This window comes from Streptomyces sp. MGP-P1 (assembly GCF_057766565.1).
This window is the reverse complement of the sequence record NZ_JBYMEM010000006.1, coordinates 816,665-836,611: the sequence shown is the minus strand read 5'-3', so window position 1 is coordinate 836,611 and position 19,947 is coordinate 816,665. Positions and strand designations below refer to the sequence as shown.

Genomic DNA, 19,947 nt, shown 5'->3' with positions numbered 1-19,947 from the left:
GGCGCGGGCGGTATCCGCCGTCACGCTCGACGGCGCATCAGCCGATCGGTTGACCCGGGGTACGACCGTCGCCGCCGGCCAGTCCGGCACGGCCGAAATTGGCAGGACCGATGTCAGTGGTGAACCGTAAGGTCGCCCCTGATGCCCAAAAAGCCTGCAGAGCGCACGGACCGGTCCGCCGTGCGCTCCCTCCTGCGCCTGTGGCCCTATGTCCGACCCGTGCGGGTGCGCCTGTTCACGGCCGCCTTGGTGGCGATCCTGGCGTCCTGTCTGGGACTGGTGATCCCGCTGGTCCTGAAGTGGATGGTGGACGGTCCCGTCGCCGGACGCGATCCGGGCGGGGTGTGGCTGGGGGCGCTGTACCTGCTGCTGCTGGCTATCGCGGAGGCGCTGCTGTTCGGGCTCCGGCGGTGGCTGGTGGCGCGCCCGCTGGCGGGGGTCGAGGCGTCGATGCGGGCGGATCTGTTCCGCCATCTGCAACGGCTCCCGGTGGCGTTCCACGACCGCTGGGCCTCGGGTCAGCTGCTGTCGCGCGGGACGACGGACCTGATGCTGCTCCGGATGTTCCTGGCGTTCCCGCTGACCTTCCTGGTCGTCAACACGGCCACGATCCTGGTCGGGTTCGTGATCCTGTTCGCCCAGGACTGGACGCTCGGTCTGGTGCTGCTGGCGCCCGCGGTGCCGCTGGTGATCCTGTGCTCGCTGTTCGAGACGAAGTACTCGGTGGTCGCGCGCCGGGCCCAGGACCAGGTCGGCGATCTCACCACGGTCGTCGAGGAGAGCGTGCTGGGCATCCGGATCGTCAAGGGCTTCGGCCGGCACCGCAGCCAGTCGCAGGCCTTCCGGGCGCTCTCGCACCGGCTGCGCACCACGGAGCTGGGCAAGGCGCGGCTGCTCGCCGGGGTCTGGGCGCTGATCACCGCCATTCCGGAGCTGGCGATCGGCGCGGCGCTGGTGCTGGGCACGATCCAGGTGGCGGACGGGACGCTGTCGGCGGGCACGTTGGTGGCGTTCCTCTCCACGGCGCTCGCCCTGCGCTGGCCGGTGGAGTCGATCGGCTTCCTGCTGGCGATGAGCCAGGAGTCGGCGACGGCGACCGACCGGTATTTCGAGGTGATGGACGTGGCGGAGGAGCCCGGGGCCGTCGCCGTACGGGAGAGCGCGCCGGCCACCGCACCGGGGATGGTGTTCGAGGGCGTCGAGTTCCGCTACCCGGACGCGGATCCGGGCTCGCCGCCGGTCCTCGCCGGGATCGATCTGCACATCCGGCCCGGTGAGACGCTGGCCCTGGTCGGGGGCACGGGGTCGGGCAAGACGACGCTGACAGCCCTGGTGCCCCGGCTCCACGAGGTGAACGGCGGACGGATCACGCTGGACGGCGAGGACATCGCCACGATGGAGCGTTCGCGGCTGCGGGAGCTGGTCTCGGTGGCGTTCGAGGAGCCGACGCTGTTCTCCGCGACGGTCGGCGAGAACGTGACGATGGGCGCGGCCGAAGCGGACGAGAAGCAGGTGCGCCGGGCGCTGTCGGTCGCCCAGGCCGACTTCGTGCACGAGCTGCCCCAGGGGCTGGACACCGAGGTCGGCGAGCAGGGCCTGAGCCTGTCGGGCGGCCAGCGCCAGCGCCTCGCGCTGGCCCGCGCGGTGGTCGGGGAGCCGCGCTTCCTGGTGCTGGACGACCCGCTCTCCGCGCTGGACGTGCACACGGAGACGCTGGTGGAGGCGGCGTTGCGGCAGGTCCTGGAGCGGACGACCGCGGTGGTCGTGGCGCACCGGCCCTCCACCGTGATGCTGGCCGACCGGGTGGCGCTGCTGTCCGGGGGCCGGATCGCCGCGGTCGGCACGCATCAGGAGCTGTTGCGGGACGACGCGGAGTACGCCTGGCTGATGTCGGGTGCGGGCAGCGAGCCTGCTTCCGGGCCGCCTCCTGCCCGTGCGGGAGAAGCACCGGGCGACGCGCCCAACGACGACCCGGTGGACGCGCCCGCCAACCCGGTGGACCCGCCCGCCGACCCGCACCCCGCCACTTCGGTGAGCGCCCCCGTACAGCAGGTCCCCGCCGAGGAGGGCAGTGCCCGATGACCACGACCACCGACGACGCCTCGCTCCCGGCCGCCGACGACGACGGCACGCCGAGGAGCCGGGTCGTCGCTCCCGCGCCCGAGCGCGCGGACGACCCGTTCGACCGGGACGACCTGCCCGCGCCGCCCGGGGCGACCGGGGCGCTGCTGTTCTCGCTGCTGGCCCCGATGCGGGGCCGGGTCGCGGTGTCGGCCCTGCTCCTGCTCGTCCAGCAGGTCGCGATGCAGGCGGGCCCGCTGCTGGTGGCGTACGCCATCGACAGCGGGGTTCCGGCGTTCCGGGACCACGACTACGGGCCGCTGATCGCGGTCGCGATCGCCTACGCGCTCTGTTCCGTCGGCGCGGGCGTCCTCCAGTACGCCTTCGTCCGGGCCGCCGCACGGATCAACCAGGACGTGCTGCTCGATCTGCGCGGCCGGATCTTCCGGCACGCGCAGGCGCTCAGCGTCGACTTCCACGAGCGCTACACCTCGGGCCGGCTGATCTCGCGCTCCACGACGGATGTGGAGTCGCTGCGGGAGCTGCTGAGCGAGGGGCTCCAGGAACTGATCGGCGTGGTCCTGTCGTTCGTGTCGATCGCGTCGGTGCTGCTCTGGCTGGACCTGGGGATCGGCGCGATCGCCACGCTCTCCTTCGTACCGCTGTATCTGATGGTGCGCCTGTACCGGCGGCGGGCGTCCGTCGCGTTCGCGGCGCGGTCGACGGCGATCGCCGCGGTGATCGTGAAGTTCGCGGAGACGATGAACGGCATCCGTCCGGTCCAGGCGTTCCGCCGCGAGCGGAGCAACGACAGCGTGTTCACGGCGCTGAACACCCGCCACGAGCGGGCGAACGGCGACGCGATACTGGAGATGGCCCGCTATGTCATCGGTTCGCGGCTGATCGCGAACACGGCCGTGGCCGGCATGGTCCTGTGGGGGGCCTACCGGGTCGCGGACGGAACGCTGGCGCTCGGGGTGCTGGCGGCGGCGGTGCTGTATCTGCGCCGGCTGTACGACCCGATCGACCGGCTGGGCATGTTCCTCAACTCCTACGAGTCGGCGGCCGCTTCGCTGGTGAAGATCGCCGGTCTGCTGGCCCAGACGCCGAACGTCCCGGAGACCGACCGGCCGAAGGAACTGCCGCCGCGCCGGGGCGGGCTCCCCGGCCGGGACGTCACGTTCGACGGGGTGCGGTTCGCCTACCGTACGGGCGGCGAGGTGCTGCCCACCTTCGACCTGCACATCCCGGCGGGCCGGACGGTGGCGGTCGTCGGGTCGACGGGCGCGGGCAAGTCGACGCTGGCCAAGCTGCTGGCCCGCTTCTACGACCCGACCGAGGGCCGGGTGCTGCTGGACGGCACCGACCTGCGCGACCTGGACACCGCCGAGCTGCGCCGGGGCGTGGTGATGGTGACGCAGGAGGCGTTCCTGTTCTCCGGGACGGTCGCGGAGAACATCGCGATCGGCCGCCCGGACGCCACCCGCGAGGAGATCGAGCACGCCGCGAGGGCGATCGGCGCGCACGACTTCATCGCCGCCCTGCCGGACGGCTACGACACGGACGTACGCAAGCGGGGCGGGCGCATCTCGGCGGGCCAGCGCCAGTTGGTGGCGTTCGCCCGGGCCCTGCTGGCGAACCCGGCGGTGCTGATCCTCGACGAGGCGACCAGCTCCCTGGACGTCCCCGGCGAGCGGGCCGTGCAGCGGGCCATGGACACGGTGCTGCACGGCCGCACGGCGGTGGTGATCGCCCACCGGCTCTCCACGGTGGAGATCGCGGACCGGGTGCTGGTGATGGAGCACGGCCGGATCGTGGAGGACGGCGCACCCGCCGAACTGATCGGCGGGACGGGGCGGTTCGCGGGGCTGCACCGGACGTGGAAGGACAGCCTGGCCTGAGCTGAGGGCGTGTAGGTTGCGCAATTCCGTGGACATTTTCGCGTGATCACGGGCACCGTTTGGACACTTTTACGTGATCATGGACAACAGTGACGCTCGGTAGATGATGCAGAGCCTGCCCGCGCGGCGAGGCGCAGTGATCAGAGGCGGGCACAGGAAACAGCCCGGCAGCGTCCCGGAGAAGGCGGGAAGCAGCCGGGCTGTGGGACAGCGCTGTCAGCCGGGTCAGGGCAGGCGGTGGTCGGTGGTCAGTGCGGCACCGCGTTCGGGGCGGTAGAGGTCGAAGCCCCGTGTGTCGCACTGGAGGCCGCCGACGATGCAGTGGTCGACCAGGGCCTTGAGGGTGCGCTCCTCCCACGCGTTGAAGAAGTCGTAGTGGAAGGAGTAGCCGCGGCCGCTGGCCAGGCGGACCTGGCTCATGTCGCCGTTGACCGGCCACGCCATCTTGAACTCGATCATCGGCAGGGCGACCGGGTGGGATATCGGGCACATGTTGTCGTTGGTGCCGGGCCTCACGACGGGGTAGGCCATGTGGCTCTGGTGGTTCGGGGTGTCCAGGTACTTTCCGTCCCAGCAACTGGGGGCCTGCATGCGCAAGTTGAGCTGCACATCGGGCCGACTCGGGCAGCTCGCCGGGATGTCGGTGTTGAAGAAGCTGTCACCGCATTCCCAACCCTCGACGAAGCCCTTGTGGCTGCGGAACTCCTGGGCGCTCTGCATCGGGTTGCCGACGACGAACCGCAGACCCTTGGGGAAGGGCCGCACGCTCCGGTAGTCGGTGACGCCCGCCTTGTAGTAGATGACCTGCGGTCCGACAGGCAGGATCTTCTGGTCGCCCTTGTAGAGCGAGGGCATCCAGTACGCGGAGGCATCCGCGGGCACCTTGCAGGAGGTGTTGCCTCCGTAGAGCGAGCCGGTGGTGCTGGCGGCGTCGGTGGAGGTGTTGCCCATGAACGTGTGGTCATGGGATCTGCCGAACTGGCCCGGGTAGACGATCGGGTCGTCGGGGGCGGTGTGGGTGACGGAGCAGCCGGCCTGGAACTCGTGGTGGTAGGCGGGGGGCGGGGTGGCCGTGGACGGGATGACGCCGGTGACCTGGGGTACGGCGGGAATGTAGCCGTCCCCGTCGGTGTCGTCACCCGACGCTTGGGTGGACACGGCCATGGTGTGGCCGGTGTGGCCTGCCGCGGCCATGCCGGAGGTCAGCGCAGGGGTGCTCGTGTCCGTGGCCGAGGCGATGGTCCCGATACCGAGGACACTGGCGATGAGGGCTGTTCCGACGAGAAGCGCTGGAAGCCGTCTGGGTTTCGATCTCATGGGGATCTCCTGCACGCGGGGGGGCGGGTGCGCGTGACGCGGACACGGCACGCGACTTCGGTGGACGACTACGAGGTGTGCGGTGGTGCGAGGCGGCGGCGGCCCGGTTGAGACTCCGCCGCCTGCTGGTGGTGTGCTCCGTCAGCTGTAGATGCCGAACTCGTGGAGGGAGTAGCGGTTCGTGCCGGCCGTGCCCAACTCAATCCGATACGCCTTGGCGGAAGCCCCCTCCCGGCGCAGCACCACCTGGCTGAGCGCGACGGAGCCGCCCGTGTCCACTCGCAGCCACCGCGCATCCAACGAGGCGCTCGACCAGCGGGCACCGAGATCCCCGTCGACCGCACCGGCCGGCGCGGTCCCGGAGCACTCCCGACTGGACGCCGAGACCGGTTGCCCTGGGACGTGAGCACCGGAGCAGCTTGCGCTGTCGTCGACGGGACTACCGGGAGAAGCGTGGTGGCGAACGCGGTGACCACAGCACCAGTGAGACTGCGCCGCGCGGGCCCCTGGGTCTGGGGAAACCCCGCCAGGGGCATGCCAAAAATGGACACAGCGGTGACTCCTTGGAGCGACGTAAGGAACCGGGAGAGCGCTCTCCCGACCATGTCGCCCATCCCGCGTGTGGTCAATACGCTGGACGCCACTTTCCTTCCGTCTTGAGTTGACACGTGGTTCGCGAGACCGCGGCGGGCCACCCGATAAGGCACCGCGAGGCCCCGTCGCGGCGACCGCTCCCGTGCGGCGAAGAGGACCTCACAAGCGGCACCGTCCAGCACTCGCACGATGACGCATATGCGGCTGACCGCGTCCCCTGCCGTCGCCTCAAGCGGTGCCGGGGACGCCGGAAGGCCGGCCCGACCTGCTGACCGGAACGCGCGCTGTCTGGCCGTGGTCGGCCCAACAGCACGCAGCGCCTCGGTGACGTCCTGTTCCGTCGGATCGGGGCAGACCTGCCGACCGGGAGTGCCCACCGACACCAACACTCCAGCTCAGATGCCCGCGGGCCCGCGGGTGTCCACGGAGTAGCGGAACCTACAGGGGCTCATCGGACTGTGGCAGCGAAGACCGTGCCGGCCCCCAGGCTCACTCGCGGTCTTCTCGAAGTAGCCAGTCCTCGACCGCGATGACCTCCGCCCACTGCGGGAACAGCTTCTCGGTGAGCATTTCGGTGCACCTCGGGGTCGGTGTCGAGGCAGCCGTCCGCCAGCACGGTGAGGCCGAAGTCCAGGTCGATGGCGTGCCACAGAGTGGACAGCACCACAGCGCTGGTGGCGATGCCGGTGAGAACGAGGCTGTCGATATCGCGGGCCCAGAGCGCATAAACGTCCTCCGTCGTCCTGTACGGACAGGACGTCGCCGCGGCTGCGCAGCCCGTGGAACTCAGCCCGGCAGCAGCCGCACCGCCGCGTTCCGCAACCGGGTGCGCTCCATGCTCATGAAGCGGTGCAGGGTCCGCGAGCCGAAGGCGGTCCGCTGGGCGCTGCGGCGGCGTTCGCGGTCGTAGGCGCGCAGGGCGCCCTGGATGCCCGCGGGGCCCGGGGGTGCTTCGGCCAGCGCACGGCTCAGGGCCTCCGCGTCCAGGATCGCGGTGCAGGCGCCCTGGCCGAGGTTGGGCGTCATGGCGTGGGCCGCGTCGCCGACCAGGGCGACGGGGACGGGCCGGCCGTCGGAGGACACACGGGACGCGGGCCGTGTGCCGGAGGAGACACGGGACGCGGGCCGGGCCCCGGAGGAGCCAGGCCGGGCATCGGAGGAGACAGGGGAGGCGGGCCCGGCGTCGGAGGAGGCAGAGAGGGCGGGCCGGGTGCCGGTGGAGACGAAGCTGGGCAGCGCCGGGTAGAGGTGGTGCATCTCGTAGCGGATCCAGGTGGCCGGGTCGGTGGCGTCCAGGATGCGCGGGACCGGGTCGTGCCAGCCGGCGAAGGAGGCGCGCAGTTCCTCGGCGGTGGTGGCCTCGGGCACGGTGGCGTACCAGTTGGTGCGGCCCGGTTCGACCGGGGTCAGCCCGAAGAAGCGCCCGCTGCCCCAGGTCTCGCCGTGCACCGGGCTCTCGAAGTCGGCGACGCCGATCCAGGCGACGGTGCCGATCCGGCGGGGGCCGCTGCGGTCGCCGAAGCGGGCGGTGCGAACGGCGCTGCGGATGCCGTCGGCGCCGACCACCAGGTCCTGTCCGGCGGCCGGCGCGTCCAGGCCGGTGACCCGCTCGCCGAACCTGAGCGGGACGTCTCCGAATGCCGCGAGGGAGGCGAGCAGGGCGTCGAGCAGGTAGGGCCGGGAGATGAGGAGTTCGGGGCGGCCCGCCTTGCGTTCGATGCGCTCCAGCGGGAGGCGGCCGATCGATGTCCCGTCCGGGGTGCGGATGTGCGCGTCGCGGTAGGGCACGGCGTGGTCGCGCAGCGCGTCACCCACGCCGAGCCGGTCGAGCGCGGACTGTGCGGTGGGGTGGATGCCGAAGGCCCCGCCGTACCGCTCCAGTTCGGCGCGCCGTTCCAGCACCGTGACCGTCCAGCCGGCGCGGCGGAGTCCGAGCGCGGTCGCCAGACCGCCGATGCCCGCGCCGACCACGGTCGCCGTTCCTGTCATGTCGCGCTCCCGAGCTCGTTCCGACCGTACGGAGGAGGACCGCACGGAGAATCACCACACCTGTGGTACCACGGCTGGGGTAGCATCGGCAAGGGCAGGCCGAGGACTCGGCAGCCGTACGGGAGTGAGGGAGCGCGCGTGAATCCGGATCGCCGGGACCGGCTGCGGGACGCGGCCGTCGAGGTGCTGGCCCGGGACGGCGGGCGCGGGCTGACCCACCGGGCCGTGGACCGGGCCGCCGAGGTGCCGCCGGGGACCACCAAGAACTACTTCCCGACCCGGGACGCGGTGCTCCGCGCGGCGGCCGAGCGATGCCTGGAGCAGTACCTCGCGCTCACCGCGCGGTTGGCGGCGACTCCGGGGCCGGCGGACCGCGAGGGCCTGACGGCCCTCTTCCGCTCGCTCCTGGAGAACGTCGCGGGGCCGGGCCGCTCCCGGTTGCTGGCGGTGCTGGAGCTCCAGGCCGAGGCGACCCGGCGACCCTGGCTGTCCTCCATCCTCGACCCGATGGCGAGCGGGGATTTCGTGGGCATGGAGCTGGCCCAGCGCTCCGCCGGACTGCCCGTCACCCCGCAGCGGGCCGCCGTCGTCACCCTCGCGCTGCACGCGGCGATCCCGCATCTGCTGACGGACGGCCCGGCCACGCTCGCGGCGTCGGGGCTGGACGACGTGGACCGCTTCGTGCGCGACCTCCTGGACGCGGTGTACCCGCCGGGGACCGCCGCCCGAGCGCCCCGCACCCCGTCCTGACGGTGCGACATGTTCCGGCGCGTGAATCTGGCCAGAACCCGACACCGTCTCACCAGGCGGTCATTCCGCCCCTCCCCGCCCATGGCGTCGCGGTGCCCTTCGCGCACGAAACCTGTGACCACCCTGTGAATACCGGGATTCCCAACCCTTGGTAACACTGCGGCAATGATCGGCGAAACGTCCGCTTAACGAACATGACCTTTCCGGCAACGAACGAAATCCGGCCAACTTGTTGACGCGCTCCTGACAGGTGCGGTCATCTGCTGACACTCTTCACCCCGTTCTGCGCACCGCCTGCACCGTCCGGACGGCCCGTCCAGCGCCGCCGGTACCCCCCTCGCAGAAGGAGTCCGCGTGAGATCCACGCCCAGCCGTCGCGCCACCGCGACCGGCGCTCTGATCGCCGCAGCAGCCCTCATAGCCGTCGCCATTCCGTCCGGGGCCGCGACCGCCACCTCCGCCCCTTCCTCGGCCCCGCTCGGCGGCATCACCGCCGGCACGAAGGCCGACCCGGGCGCCCTGCCCGTCAAGCTCTCCCCCGCCCAGCGCGCCGAGCTGCTCAGTGAGGCGAACGCCACCAAGGCGGCCACCGCGCAGGAGCTCGGCCTCGGGTCCACGGAGAAGCTCGTGGTCCGCGACGTCGTCCAGGACCGCGACGGCACGACGCACACCCGCTACGAGCGCACCCTGAACGGGCTTCCCGTCCTCGGCGGCGACCTCGTGGTCAAGGCGTCCGCGGCCGGAGCGACCGAGGGCGTCAGCAAGGCGTCGAAGGCGACCAGCGCGCAGCTGAAGGCCGTCGGCCTCACCGCCGACGTGACCCCGGCGGCGGCCGAGCAGCAGGCGCTCGGCGCGGCGAAGGCCGAGGGCTCGAAGGCGAAGAAGGCCAGCGAGGCCCCGCGCAAGGTGGTGTGGCTGGGCAGCGGCTCCCCGCAGCTCGCGTACGAGACCGTGGTGGGCGGACTCCAGCACGACGGCACCCCGAACGAGCTGCACGTCGTCACCGACGCCGCCTCCGGCGAGAAGCTCTACGAGTGGCAGGCCGTCCACAACGGCACGGGCAACACGCAGTACAACGGCCAGGTCACCCTGGGCACCGCGCCCTCGTACACCCTGACCGACACCACGCGCGGCAACCACAAGACGTACAACCTGAACCGGGGCAGCTCCGGCACCGGCACGCTGTTCTCGGGCCCGGACGACATCTGGGGCGACGGCACTCCGCAGAACGCCGAGACGGCAGGCGCGGACGCCCACTACGGCGCGGCCGAGACGTGGGACTACTACAAGAACGTGCACGGCCGCTCCGGCATCCGCGGTGACGGCGTCGGCGCGTACTCCCGCGTCCACTACGGGAACAACTACGTCAACGCGTTCTGGCAGGACAGCTGCTTCTGCATGACGTACGGCGACGGCAGCGGCAACGTCAAGCCGCTGACCTCCCTGGACGTGGCCGCCCACGAGATGACGCACGGCCTGACCTCGGTCACGGCCAAGCTGGTCTACAGCGGCGAGTCCGGCGGTCTCAACGAGGCCACCTCCGACATCTTCGCCGCGGGTGTGGAGTTCTACTCCGACACCGCCCAGGACCCGGGCGACTACATGGTCGGCGAGAAGATCGACATCAACGGCGACGGCACCCCGCTGCGCTACATGGACAAGCCCTCCAAGGACGGCGCGTCCAAGGACTACTGGTACTCGGGCATCGGCAACGTCGACGTCCACTACTCCTCGGGCCCGGCGAACCACTGGTTCTACCTGCTCTCCGAGGGCAGCGGCGCCAAGACCGTCAACGGCGTCAACTACGACTCGCCGACCTCCGACGGGCTCCCGGTGACCGGCATCGGCCGGGACAAGGCGGCGCAGATCTGGTTCAAGGCGCTCACCACGAAGTTCACCTCGACGACCAACTACGCGGCTGCCCGCACCGGCACGCTCGCGGTCGCCGGTGAGCTGTACGGGGCCACCAGCCCCGAGTACGCGGCCGTGGCCCACGCCTGGGCCGGCATCAACGTGGGCGCCCGCCCCGGCGGCGGCAACCCCGACCCGGGCGGCAAGGTGTTCGAGAACACCACCGCGGTGACCATCCCGGACGCCGGCGCCGCCGTCACCAGCGCGGTCACGGTCTCCGGTGTGACCGGCAACGCGCCGAGCACCCTCAAGGCGGACGTCAACATCACGCACACCTGGCGCGGTGACCTGGTCGTCGACCTGGTGGCCCCGGACGGCACCGCCTACCGGCTGAAGAACTCCTCCTCCGGCGACTCCGCGGACAACGTGGTGGCGACCTACACGGTCAACGCCTCGTCCGAGGTGGCCAACGGGGTCTGGAAGCTGAAGGTCCAGGACATCGCCCGCCAGGACACCGGGCGGATCAACAGCTTCAAGCTCACCTTCTGACCCCACCGGGCCCACCAGCCCGCGGGAGCACAGACGGAACGGCCCGGGAGGGGTTCGCCCCCTCCCGGGCCGTTCGCCGCGGTGTGGACGAGGGGCCCGGCGCGCGGGACCCGGCACCACCCGGGCACCGGGTCCCTCGGGTCCGCCGGGGCGGGCGCTCAGCGCGGCAGCACGCCCGCGCCCTCCCCCACCGCCTCAGCGCAGCAGCACGCCCGCGCCCTCCCCCACCGTGTCGGCCGGCAGCGCGACCAGGCCCAGTTCGGCGCTGGTGGCCAGCAGCGGGTGGGCGGGGAGGACGCGCACGGTGTAGCCGTACGGTCCCGTCCGGTCCAGCGCGAGCGGCCCCTCGTACAGCCAGCGGTCCTCCAGGTCCTGACCGCCCGCCGGCTTCAGCGGGACGGTCTGGGCGTCCGCGATGGCATCGCCCGAATCGACCCGGCCGGCGACCACCTGGACCTCCACGTCGTCCGGTTCCAGACCCCCGAGCGCGATCCGCGCCCGCAGCGCCAGGCTGGCGCCGAGCTCCGCCGAGCCGCCCGCCGCGGTGTCGGTCACCGACTCCACATGGTCGACGGAGACCCCGCGCCAGGCCGCCCGGACCTTGGCCTTCCACTGGGCGAGGTCCCGCGCGGCCCCGGGATCCAGGGCCCGCCGCGACTGCGCGGCGGGGGCGTACAGACGCTCCACGTACTCGCGCACCATCCGCCCCGCCAGCACCCTCGGCCCGAGGTTGACCAGCGTGGAGCGGACCATCTCGATCCAGCGGTCGGGCAGGCCCTCGGCCCCCCGGTCGTAGAAGCGCGGGGCGACGCGGTCCTCGATCAGGGCGTACAGGGCGTTCGCCTCCAGCTCGTCGCGACGGTCCTCGTCGGTCGCCGAGCCGTCGGCGGTGGGGATCTCCCAGCCGAAGTCCGGGTCGAACCACTCGTCCCACCAGCCGTCGCGCACGGACAGGTTGAGGCAGCCGTTCAGCGCCGCCTTCATCCCGCTCGTGCCGCACGCCTCCAGCGGGCGCAGCGGGTTGTTGAGCCAGACGTCGCAGCCCGGGTAGAGCTTCTGGGCCATGCCCATCCCGTAGTCCGGGAGGAAGACGATGCGGTGGCGGACCCCCGCGTCGTCCGCGAACCGCACCAGCTCCTGCACCAGCCGCTTGCCGCCGTCGTCGGCGGGGTGGGCCTTGCCCGCGACGACGATCTGGACCGGGCGGGTCGGGTGCAGCAGCAGCGCCCGCAGCCGGTCGCGGTCGCGCAGCATCAGCGTGAGCCGCTTGTACGAGGGGACGCGCCGGGCGAAGCCGATCGTCAGGACGTCCGGGTCGAGTACGCCGTCGATCCAGCCCAGTTCGGCGGTGCCGGCGCCGCGCCGGCGCCAGGAGGCGTAGAGCCTGCGGCGGACCTCGGTGACCAGCCGGCCGCGCAGGTCCCGCCGCAGGTCCCAGATCTCCTGGTCGCCGATACCGGCCAGCGCGTCCCAGCGGCGCGGGGCGCCGCTCCGCGAGGAGTCCTCGCCGTCCACCGGGCCGCCCGCCAGCACCTGGTGGGCGCGGTCCTCGCCGACCTGGCCCGCGCCGAGCCGGAACACCTCGGGGGCGACCCAGGTCGGTGCGTGGACCCCGTTGGTGACCGAGGTGATCGGCACCTCGGCGGGGTCGAAGCCCGGCCAGAGCCCGGAGAACATCTCCCGGCTGACGGCGCCGTGCAGGGTGGAGACGCCGTTGGCGCGCTGGGCGAGCCTCAGGCCCATCACCGCCATGTTGAACAGCTCCGACTCACCGCCGGGATAGGTCTCGGTGCCCAGCCGCAGGATCTTCTCGACGCCGACGCCGGGCAGTTCGCCGTCGTCGCCGAAGTGGCGGGCGACGAGCCCCCGGTCGAAACGGTCTATCCCGGCGGGCACCGGGGTGTGGGTGGTGAAGACGGTCCCGGCCCGGACCACCTCCAGGGCGGCGTCGAAGTCGAGCCCGGTGGGGATCAGTTCACGGATGCGCTCCAGGCCGAGGAAGCCGGCGTGGCCCTCGTTGGTGTGGAACACCTCCGGCTCCGGGGCGCCGGTCAGCCGGCACCAGGTGCGCACCGCGCGCACTCCCCCGATGCCGAGCAGCATCTCCTGGAGCAGACGGTGGTCGCTGCCGCCGCCGTACAGCCGGTCGGTGACGTCGCGTTCGCCCGGGGCGTTCTCCTCGACGTCGGAGTCGAGCAGGAGCAGCGGCACCCGGCCGACCCGGGCCAGCCAGATACAGGCGTGCAGCGAGCGTCCGCCGGGCAGGGCGAGCACCACCCGGGCGGGGGCGCCGTCGGCCTCGCGGACCAGGTCGAGCGGGAGTTCGTTGGGGTCGAGGACCGGATAGTGCTCCTGCTGCCAGCCCTCGCGGGAGAGGGTCTGGCGGAAGTAGCCGTGCCGGTAGAGCAGGCCGACGCCGATGAGCGGGACGCCGAGGTCGCTGGCGGCCTTGAGGTGGTCGCCGGCCAGGATGCCGAGGCCGCCGCTGTACTGGGGCAGCGCCGCGGTGACGCCGAATTCGGGGGAGAAGTAGGCGACGGCGGAGGGCAGTTCGGCTCCGGTGGCCACCTGCTCCTGGTACCAGCGGGGGCCGTTCAGGTATTCGGCCAGATCCGCGGAGGCCTCGGCGAGGCGGCCGAGGTACTCCTCGTCCCCGGCCAGTTCGGCGAGCCGCCCGGCGGACAGCGAGCCGAGCAGGCGTACGGGGTCGGCGTCCGCGGGCCGCCAGCCCTCGGGGTCGGCGGACCGGAAGAGCTCACGGGTCTCGGTATGCCACGACCAGCGCAGGTTGTGCGCGAGGTCGTGGAGAGGTCGGAGGGGTTCGGGGAGGACAGGACGCACGGTGAATCGACGAATGGCCTTCACGTACTCCACCTTTACAGGGGACTTGCGCATCCGGGCGGACGCACCACGGTGTGCGTCCCTTCCGTCACTCCTGAAGGTAGCGGCCGTCCGTGGCGTCCCGCCACGGCGCGCGGACGGCGCGCGAGGTCCCGGCGCGGCCGGCACGCGCCTCCCCACAGGGGCACCTCGCACCCCACCCGTGCTCCCCCGTCACTCCGCTCACCTGGGGGTTTGGCCGATTTCACCCCGTACGCAGCCTTGTGGACCTCCCGGTCACAGGGAAGGCTGCCGTGTGGCGCCGCAGAGCGGGTATCCGGAACCCGTGGAGGCGCTTCGGGCTCGCCTGAGGGCTGTCCCGCAATTCCCGGCGGGCGCGCCGCGTGCGGCGGGGCCCGGTCGAATACGACCGAGTAGTTAACACAGCGCCGGATTTCCCACCCCCGGACGCGGGGAAGGCTTCCCCGGTACGCGGCACGACCCGGCCCGCAGACCTTCTCCGTGCATGCAGAAACATGCACGAAACCCCCGCGACCCACCCATTCGAGTGCCATTCGAGTGAACGCGGACAGGAGCGGCCATGCCCACAGCCCGTCAGCAGACAGCTGAGCAGCTACAAAGGACAGATCCCCGTCTTCGCGGCACACGCGGTCGGTCCTCCGCGCCCGTGCCGTCCCCCGTGCACGCCGAGCTCCTCCAGCCCTCAGGTGATTCCATGATCGGTCGTATTCCCGTCCTGGACGTCCGTCCTCTCGTCGACTGCGGCAGACGGGCGGCGAAGGCCGTCGTCGGCGAGACCTTCCAGGTCAGTGCCACCGTCTTCCGCGAAGGCCATGACGCGGTGGCCGCCAATGTCGTACTGCGCGATCCGAGCGGACGGGTCGGGCCGTGGACCCCCCTGCGCGAGCTGGCGCAGGGCACGGACCGGTGGGGGGCCGATGTCACTCCGACCTCCGAGGGCCGCTGGACCTACACGGTGGAGGCCTGGAGCGATCCGGTCACCACCTGGCGGCACCACGCCGCGATCAAGATCCCGGCCGGCATCGACACGGATCTGGTGCTGGCGGAGGGCGCGGCGCTGCTGGAGCGGGCCGCGGCGGGCGTCCCGAAGAAGCACGGCCGCGAGGCGGTGCTGGCCGCGGTGGACGCGCTGCGCGACACGGCCCACCCGCCGGCCGCCCGGCTGGCCGCGGCCCTGACCCCGGCCGCCGACGCGGTGCTGGCCCGGTATCCGCTGCGCGAACTGGTCACCCGCTCCAAGCCGCTGGCGGTGCGGGTGGAGCGCGAGCGGGCGCTGTTCGGGTCGTGGTACGAGCTGTTCCCGCGCTCGGAGGGCGCGAAGCGGGTGCCGTTGGACCCGGCGGACACCTCGCCGGACGCGGAGACGCGGTTGGTCAGCGGCACCTTCCGGACGGCCGCCGAGCGGCTGCCGGCGGTCGCCGCGATGGGGTTCGACGTCGTGTACCTGCCGCCGATCCACCCGATCGGGACGACCCATCGCAAGGGCCCGAACAACAGCCTGACGCCCGGGGAGCACGACCCGGGCGTGCCGTGGGCGATCGGTTCGCCGGACGGCGGGCACGACGCGGTCCACCCGGAGCTGGGGACGCTGGCGGACTTCGACCACTTCGTCTCCGTGGCCCGCAATCTGCGGATGGAGATCGCGCTGGACTTCGCGCTCCAGTGCTCGCCGGACCACCCGTGGGTCAAGGAGCACCCGGACTGGTTCCACCACCGCCCCGACGGTTCGATCGCGTACGCCGAGAACCCGCCGAAGAAGTACCAGGACATCTATCCGATCGCCTTCGACAAGGACATGCGCGGTCTGGTGGCGGAGACGGTACGCGTTCTGCGCTTCTGGATGGACCGCGGGGTGCGGATCTTCCGGGTCGACAACCCGCACACCAAGCCGGTGGTCTTCTGGGAGAAGGTCATCTCCGAGATCAACGGCGCCGACCCCGACGTAGTCTTCCTGGCGGAGGCGTTCACCCGCCCGGCGATGATGCACACCCTGGGCGCGGTCGGCTTCCAGCAGTCGTACACGTACTTCACCTGGCGCGACACCAAGCAGGAGCTGACCGAGTACGTCACGGAGCTGGCCGGCGAGGCCGCCTCGTACATGCGGCCCAACTTCTTCGCGAACACCCCCGACATCCTTCCCGGCTACCTCCAGGAGGGCGGCCGTCCGGCCTTCGAGGCACGGGCGGTCCTGGCCGCGACGCTGGCCCCTTCCTGGGGCGTGTACGCGGGATTCGAGCTGTGCGAGAACACTCCGGCCAAGCCGGGGAGCGAGGAGTACCTGCACTCGGAGAAGTACGAACTCCGCCCGAGGGACTGGGAGTCGGCGGAACGCGAGGGCCGCACGCTGACACCCCTGATCACCTCGCTGAACCGGATCCGGCGGCGTAACCCCGCTCTGCGGCAGCTGCGCGACGTCCACTTCCACCACACCGACAACGAAGCGCTGATCGCCTACAGCAAGCGCTCCGGAACGAACACCGTTCTGGTGGTCGTGAACCTCGACCCGCACCACACCCAGGAGGCCACGGTCTCGTTGGACATGGAGCGGCTCGGCCTCTCATGGCACGAGCGCGTACCGGTGCGCGACGAGCTCACCGGCGATACCTACCACTGGGGCAGGGCCTTCTATGTGCGCCTAGAGCCGGGCATCACGCCCGCGCACATCGCCGTCCTGCGACCGTCCCCGCCGACCGGAGGGTCACCCACACCATGATCGTCAATGAGCCTGTCCACGACACGTTCGAGGACACTCCCGCCAAGGACCGCGATCCCGACTGGTTCAAGCGCGCCGTCTTCTACGAGGTGCTCGTCCGGTCCTTCCAGGACTCCAACGGCGACGGAATCGGCGACCTCAAGGGCATCACCGCCAAGCTGGACTATCTCCAGTGGCTCGGCGTCGACTGCCTCTGGCTGCCGCCGTTCTTCAAGTCGCCGCTGCGCGACGGGGGCTACGACGTCTCCGACTACACCGCCGTCCTGCCGGAGTTCGGCGATCTCGCCGACTTCGTGGAGTTCGTGGACGCCTCGCACCAGCGGGGCATGCGCGTCATCATCGACTTCGTCATGAACCACACGAGCGATCAGCACGAGTGGTTCCAGCAGTCCCGCACCGACCCGGACGGGCCGTACGGCGACTACTACGTCTGGGCGGACGACGACAAGCAGTTCCAGGACGCCCGGATCATCTTCGTCGACACCGAGACGTCCAACTGGACCTTCGACCCGGTGCGCAAGCAGTACTACTGGCACCGCTTCTTCTCGCACCAGCCGGACCTCAACTACGAGAACCCGGCGGTGCAGGAGGAGATCCTGGCGGCTCTGCGCTTCTGGCTGGATCTGGGCATCGACGGCTTCCGGGTCGACGCGGTGCCCTACCTCTACCAGCGCGAGGGCACCAACTGCGAGAACCTCCCCGAGACCCACCACTTCCTCAAGCGGGTCCGCAAGGAGATCGACGCCAACTACCCGGACACCGTGCTGCTCGCCGAGGCCAACCAGTGGCCGGAGGACGTCGTCGACTACTTCGGCGACTACGAGCAGGGCGGGGACGAGTGCCACATGGCGTTCCACTTCCCCGTGATGCCGCGGATCTTCATGGCGGTGCGCCGCGAGAGCCGCTATCCGGTCTCCGAGATCCTGGCCAAGACCCCGGCGATCCCGAAGAACTGCCAGTGGGGCATCTTCCTGCGCAACCACGACGAGCTGACCCTCGAAATGGTCACGGACGAAGAGCGCGACTACATGTACGCGGAGTACGCCAAGGACCCGCGGATGCGCGCCAACATCGGCATCCGGCGGCGGCTGGCCCCCCTGCTGGACAACGACCGCAACCAGATCGAGCTGTTCACCGCCCTGCTGCTGTCGCTGCCCGGCTCCCCGATCCTCTACTACGGGGACGAGATCGGGATGGGCGACAACATCTGGCTGGGCGACCGGGACGCGGTGCGCACCCCGATGCAGTGGACGCCCGACCGCAACGCCGGGTTCTCCTCCAGCGATCCGGGGCGGCTCTACCTCCCCACGATCATGGACCCGGTCTACGGCTACCAGGTCACCAACGTCGAGGCGTCGATGGCATCGCCGTCCTCGCTGCTGCACTGGACCCGCCGGATGATCGAGATCCGTAAGCAGAATCCGGCCTTCGGTCTCGGCGAGTACACCGAACTGCCCTCGTCCAACCCGGCGGTGCTGGCGTTCACCCGCGAGTACGGGGACGACCTCGTCCTGTGCGTGCACAACTTCTCGCGGTTCGCGCAGCCGACGGAACTGGACCTGCGATCGTTCGACGGACGTCATCCGGTGGAATTGATCGGCGGGGTACGCTTCCCGGCCATCGGCCAGTGGCCCTACCTGCTGACCCTTGCGGGACACGGCTTCTACTGGTTCCGGCTGCGCAAGGACGCGCCACCGGCCTGATGCGGTCCCCGCCCCGTGCGGGACGGTTTCCGCCGTCCCGTACGGGGCACCCTGACCCCCATGCAAGGCCTTGGGCCTTCACCCTCCGGCGCCTTCGGCCTTCACCGTTCCGCCGTTCGAGTCCGTAAGGACGCTCCTGACCCGACACGTCCCGCACAGCCGGACAGCCATTGCCGCAATCCGGGACACTCTTCGCATCCTGTGGTGTGCCCGGGGAAAGGACGCGATGCCATGTCGGAGGCTGCATCCACTCACGTCGCCCTGGCGAAGAGCACGAGGAACAGCGCAACGACCGGAGTGACGAGGGACGGGAATCTGCTGCCGTCCCTCGCCCCGCTGCTCCACGCCTGGCTGCCCAGGCAACGGTGGTTCGCCGGCAAGGGCCGGCCGGTCACCGGCTTCTCCCTGGTCTCCGCCACCGAGATGCTGCCGCTGGACGGCACGGCGGGCCCGGGGCTGCTGCACCTGCTGGTGCGGGTCGAGCAGCCCTCCCAGCAGACCCGCCCGGCCGAGGACTGCTACCAACTGCTCCTCGGTGCAAGAACGTCACTTCCGCCGCTCCTCGCGGGCGCCCTGATCGGCCGGGTCGAGCGGGGCCCGCTCGCCGGCCGAGCCGTCTACGACGCGCTGCACGACCCGCGGCTGGCCGATCTGCTGCTGGAACGCCTCCGCCGCCCCGGGAGTCTCGGCTCGCTGCGCTTCGAGCGGACCGCCGCGATCCCGGCCGGTCTCGTGCCCCGGGTGCTGGACGCCGAACAGTCCAACTCCTCGCTCGTCTACGGGGACGCGTACATCCTGAAGATCTTCCGGCGGGTCTTCCCGGGCACCAACCCGGACCTGGAACTGCCGCTCGCCCTCAGCGGCGAGGGGTGCGAGCGGGTACCGGCCCCGGTCGCCTGGTTCGAGGCGCCGGGACCCGAACCGCTCACCCTCGGCGTCCTCCAGCCCTTCCTGCACGGCGCGCGCGACGGCTGGCAGTTGGCGCTGGGCGCGCTCGCTTCGGGCCGCGACTTCCTCACCGAGGCGCACGCGCTGGGCCGGGCCACCGCCGAGGTCCACACCGCGCTCGCCGCCGCGCTGCCGACCCCGGCACTGCGCGGTACCCAGACGCGGCAGCTCGTCGCGGAGATGACCCGGCGGCTGGAGGCCGCCGCCCAGGCGGTCCCCGCGCTCGTGCCGTACGTCCCCGGACTCCGCGCCGCGTTCGAGGCGGTGACGGACCTCGGGGTGCGGGGCAGCGGCTGGGCCCAGCAGCGGGTGCACGGCGACCTCCACCTCGGACAGACGCTGCGCTCCGCCGACGGGTTCTGGTCGTTGATCGACTTCGAGGGCGAACCGGCCCGCCCGCTCCCCGAGCGCCGCATGCCCGCGCCCCCGGTCCGTGATGTCGCGGGCATGCTGCGGTCCTTCGACTACGCGGCCCGCTCGCACCGGCCGTGGAACCCGGAGTGGGCGGCCCGCTGCCGTGCCGCCTACTGCGAGGGTTACGCGCAGGCGTCGGGCAGCGACCCCCGCGGCGAACCGGAGCTGCTGCGCGCCCATGAGACCGACAAGGCCGTGTACGAGGTGCTGTACGAGGCCCGGCACCGCCCCGACTGGCTGCCGGTTCCGATGGCGGCCATCCAGCGACTGGCCCGGTCCGCGGCGGCCTGAACCG

The 19,947-nt window shown here is 71.5% G+C and carries 11 protein-coding genes and 1 pseudogene; 7 read left to right on the top strand and 5 right to left on the bottom strand.

Annotated elements, in window-relative coordinates:
- Positions 1-141: 141 nt before the first annotated feature.
- Together AC3CH1_RS19460 and AC3CH1_RS19455 are read left to right on the top strand one after the other, a co-directional pair.
- Positions 142-2,082, top strand: a complete 1,941-nt coding sequence (locus AC3CH1_RS19460; RefSeq protein WP_488464088.1) for an ABC transporter ATP-binding protein — start codon at positions 142-144, stop codon at positions 2,080-2,082.
- Positions 2,079-3,962 carry an ABC transporter ATP-binding protein gene (locus AC3CH1_RS19455; protein ID WP_488464087.1) on the top strand — a complete coding sequence of 628 codons (1,884 nt, stop codon included), beginning with the start codon at positions 2,079-2,081 and terminating at the stop codon, positions 3,960-3,962. The genes AC3CH1_RS19460 and AC3CH1_RS19455 overlap by 4 nt, the downstream gene beginning before the upstream one ends.
- Before the next feature lie 225 nt (positions 3,963-4,187).
- On the opposite strand, the gene AC3CH1_RS19450 is transcribed toward AC3CH1_RS19455, so the two are convergent.
- The 4 genes and pseudogenes from AC3CH1_RS19450 to AC3CH1_RS19435 form a co-directional block, all read right to left on the bottom strand.
- Entirely contained in the window at positions 4,188-5,279 is a 1,092-nt protein-coding gene (locus AC3CH1_RS19450) for a DUF1996 domain-containing protein (protein WP_488464086.1), read from the bottom strand.
- 141 nt (positions 5,280-5,420) lie between these two features.
- A complete protein-coding gene (locus AC3CH1_RS19445) occupies positions 5,421-5,909 on the bottom strand; it encodes a discoidin domain-containing protein (RefSeq protein ID WP_488464444.1) in 489 nt (162 codons plus the stop codon).
- A gap of 453 nt (positions 5,910-6,362) precedes the next feature.
- Positions 6,363-6,594 (bottom strand): annotated as a pseudogene (locus tag AC3CH1_RS19440) (cysteine hydrolase family protein); the annotation flags it as partial.
- Between the two features lie 65 nt (positions 6,595-6,659).
- Complete coding sequence (locus tag AC3CH1_RS19435) at positions 6,660-7,862, bottom strand: FAD-dependent oxidoreductase (protein ID WP_488464085.1); 1,203 nt, start codon at positions 7,860-7,862, stop codon at positions 6,660-6,662.
- A 138-nt stretch (positions 7,863-8,000) separates the two neighbouring features.
- Between AC3CH1_RS19435 and AC3CH1_RS19430 the strand changes: the two genes are divergently transcribed.
- Positions 8,001-8,612: a TetR/AcrR family transcriptional regulator gene (locus AC3CH1_RS19430; RefSeq protein ID WP_488464084.1), complete on the top strand. Its 612-nt coding sequence runs from the start codon at positions 8,001-8,003 to the stop codon at positions 8,610-8,612.
- A gap of 354 nt (positions 8,613-8,966) precedes the next feature.
- Positions 8,967-11,012 (top strand): M4 family metallopeptidase, encoded by a 2,046-nt coding sequence (locus AC3CH1_RS19425; protein WP_488464083.1) that lies wholly within the window; start codon positions 8,967-8,969, stop codon positions 11,010-11,012.
- A gap of 195 nt (positions 11,013-11,207) precedes the next feature.
- Here the strand turns inward: AC3CH1_RS19425 and glgP are convergent, their stop codons facing one another.
- Positions 11,208-13,877: an alpha-glucan family phosphorylase gene (gene glgP / locus AC3CH1_RS19420; protein ID WP_488464082.1), complete on the bottom strand. Its 2,670-nt coding sequence runs from the start codon at positions 13,875-13,877 to the stop codon at positions 11,208-11,210.
- Positions 13,878-14,568: 691 nt separating this feature from the next.
- On the opposite strand from glgP, the gene AC3CH1_RS19415 reads away from it, so the two are divergent.
- The 3 genes from AC3CH1_RS19415 to AC3CH1_RS19405 all read left to right on the top strand — a co-directional run bounded on the left by AC3CH1_RS19415 (position 14,569) and on the right by AC3CH1_RS19405 (position 19,943).
- Positions 14,569-16,587, top strand: coding sequence for an alpha-1,4-glucan--maltose-1-phosphate maltosyltransferase (locus tag AC3CH1_RS19415; RefSeq protein WP_488464081.1), 2,019 nt, complete (start codon positions 14,569-14,571; stop codon positions 16,585-16,587).
- Positions 16,584-18,290, top strand: coding sequence for a maltose alpha-D-glucosyltransferase (gene treS / locus AC3CH1_RS19410; protein WP_069755463.1), 1,707 nt, complete (start codon positions 16,584-16,586; stop codon positions 18,288-18,290). Before AC3CH1_RS19415 ends, treS begins: the two co-directional genes overlap by 4 nt.
- A 231-nt stretch (positions 18,291-18,521) precedes the next feature.
- The gene (locus AC3CH1_RS19405; RefSeq protein ID WP_488464080.1) at positions 18,522-19,943 is read left to right on the top strand and encodes a maltokinase N-terminal cap-like domain-containing protein; all 1,422 of its coding nucleotides are present in this window, start codon (positions 18,522-18,524) and stop codon (positions 19,941-19,943) included.
- The last annotated feature ends 4 nt before the right edge of the window (positions 19,944-19,947 follow it).

Bases quoted from the DNA above. Each gene is read 5' to 3' on its own strand.
- treS (WP_069755463.1), top strand. From the start codon at position 16,584: ATGATCGTCAATGAGCCTGTCCACGACACGTTCGAGGACACTCCCGCC.
- AC3CH1_RS19460 (WP_488464088.1), top strand. From the start codon at position 142: ATGCCCAAAAAGCCTGCAGAGCGCACGGACCGGTCCGCCGTGCGCTCC.
- AC3CH1_RS19415 (WP_488464081.1), top strand. From the start codon at position 14,569: ATGATCGGTCGTATTCCCGTCCTGGACGTCCGTCCTCTCGTCGACTGC.
- AC3CH1_RS19435 (WP_488464085.1), bottom strand. From the start codon at position 7,862: ATGACAGGAACGGCGACCGTGGTCGGCGCGGGCATCGGCGGTCTGGCG.
- AC3CH1_RS19405 (WP_488464080.1), top strand. From the start codon at position 18,522: ATGTCGGAGGCTGCATCCACTCACGTCGCCCTGGCGAAGAGCACGAGG.
- AC3CH1_RS19450 (WP_488464086.1), bottom strand. From the start codon at position 5,279: ATGAGATCGAAACCCAGACGGCTTCCAGCGCTTCTCGTCGGAACAGCC.
- AC3CH1_RS19455 (WP_488464087.1), top strand. From the start codon at position 2,079: ATGACCACGACCACCGACGACGCCTCGCTCCCGGCCGCCGACGACGAC.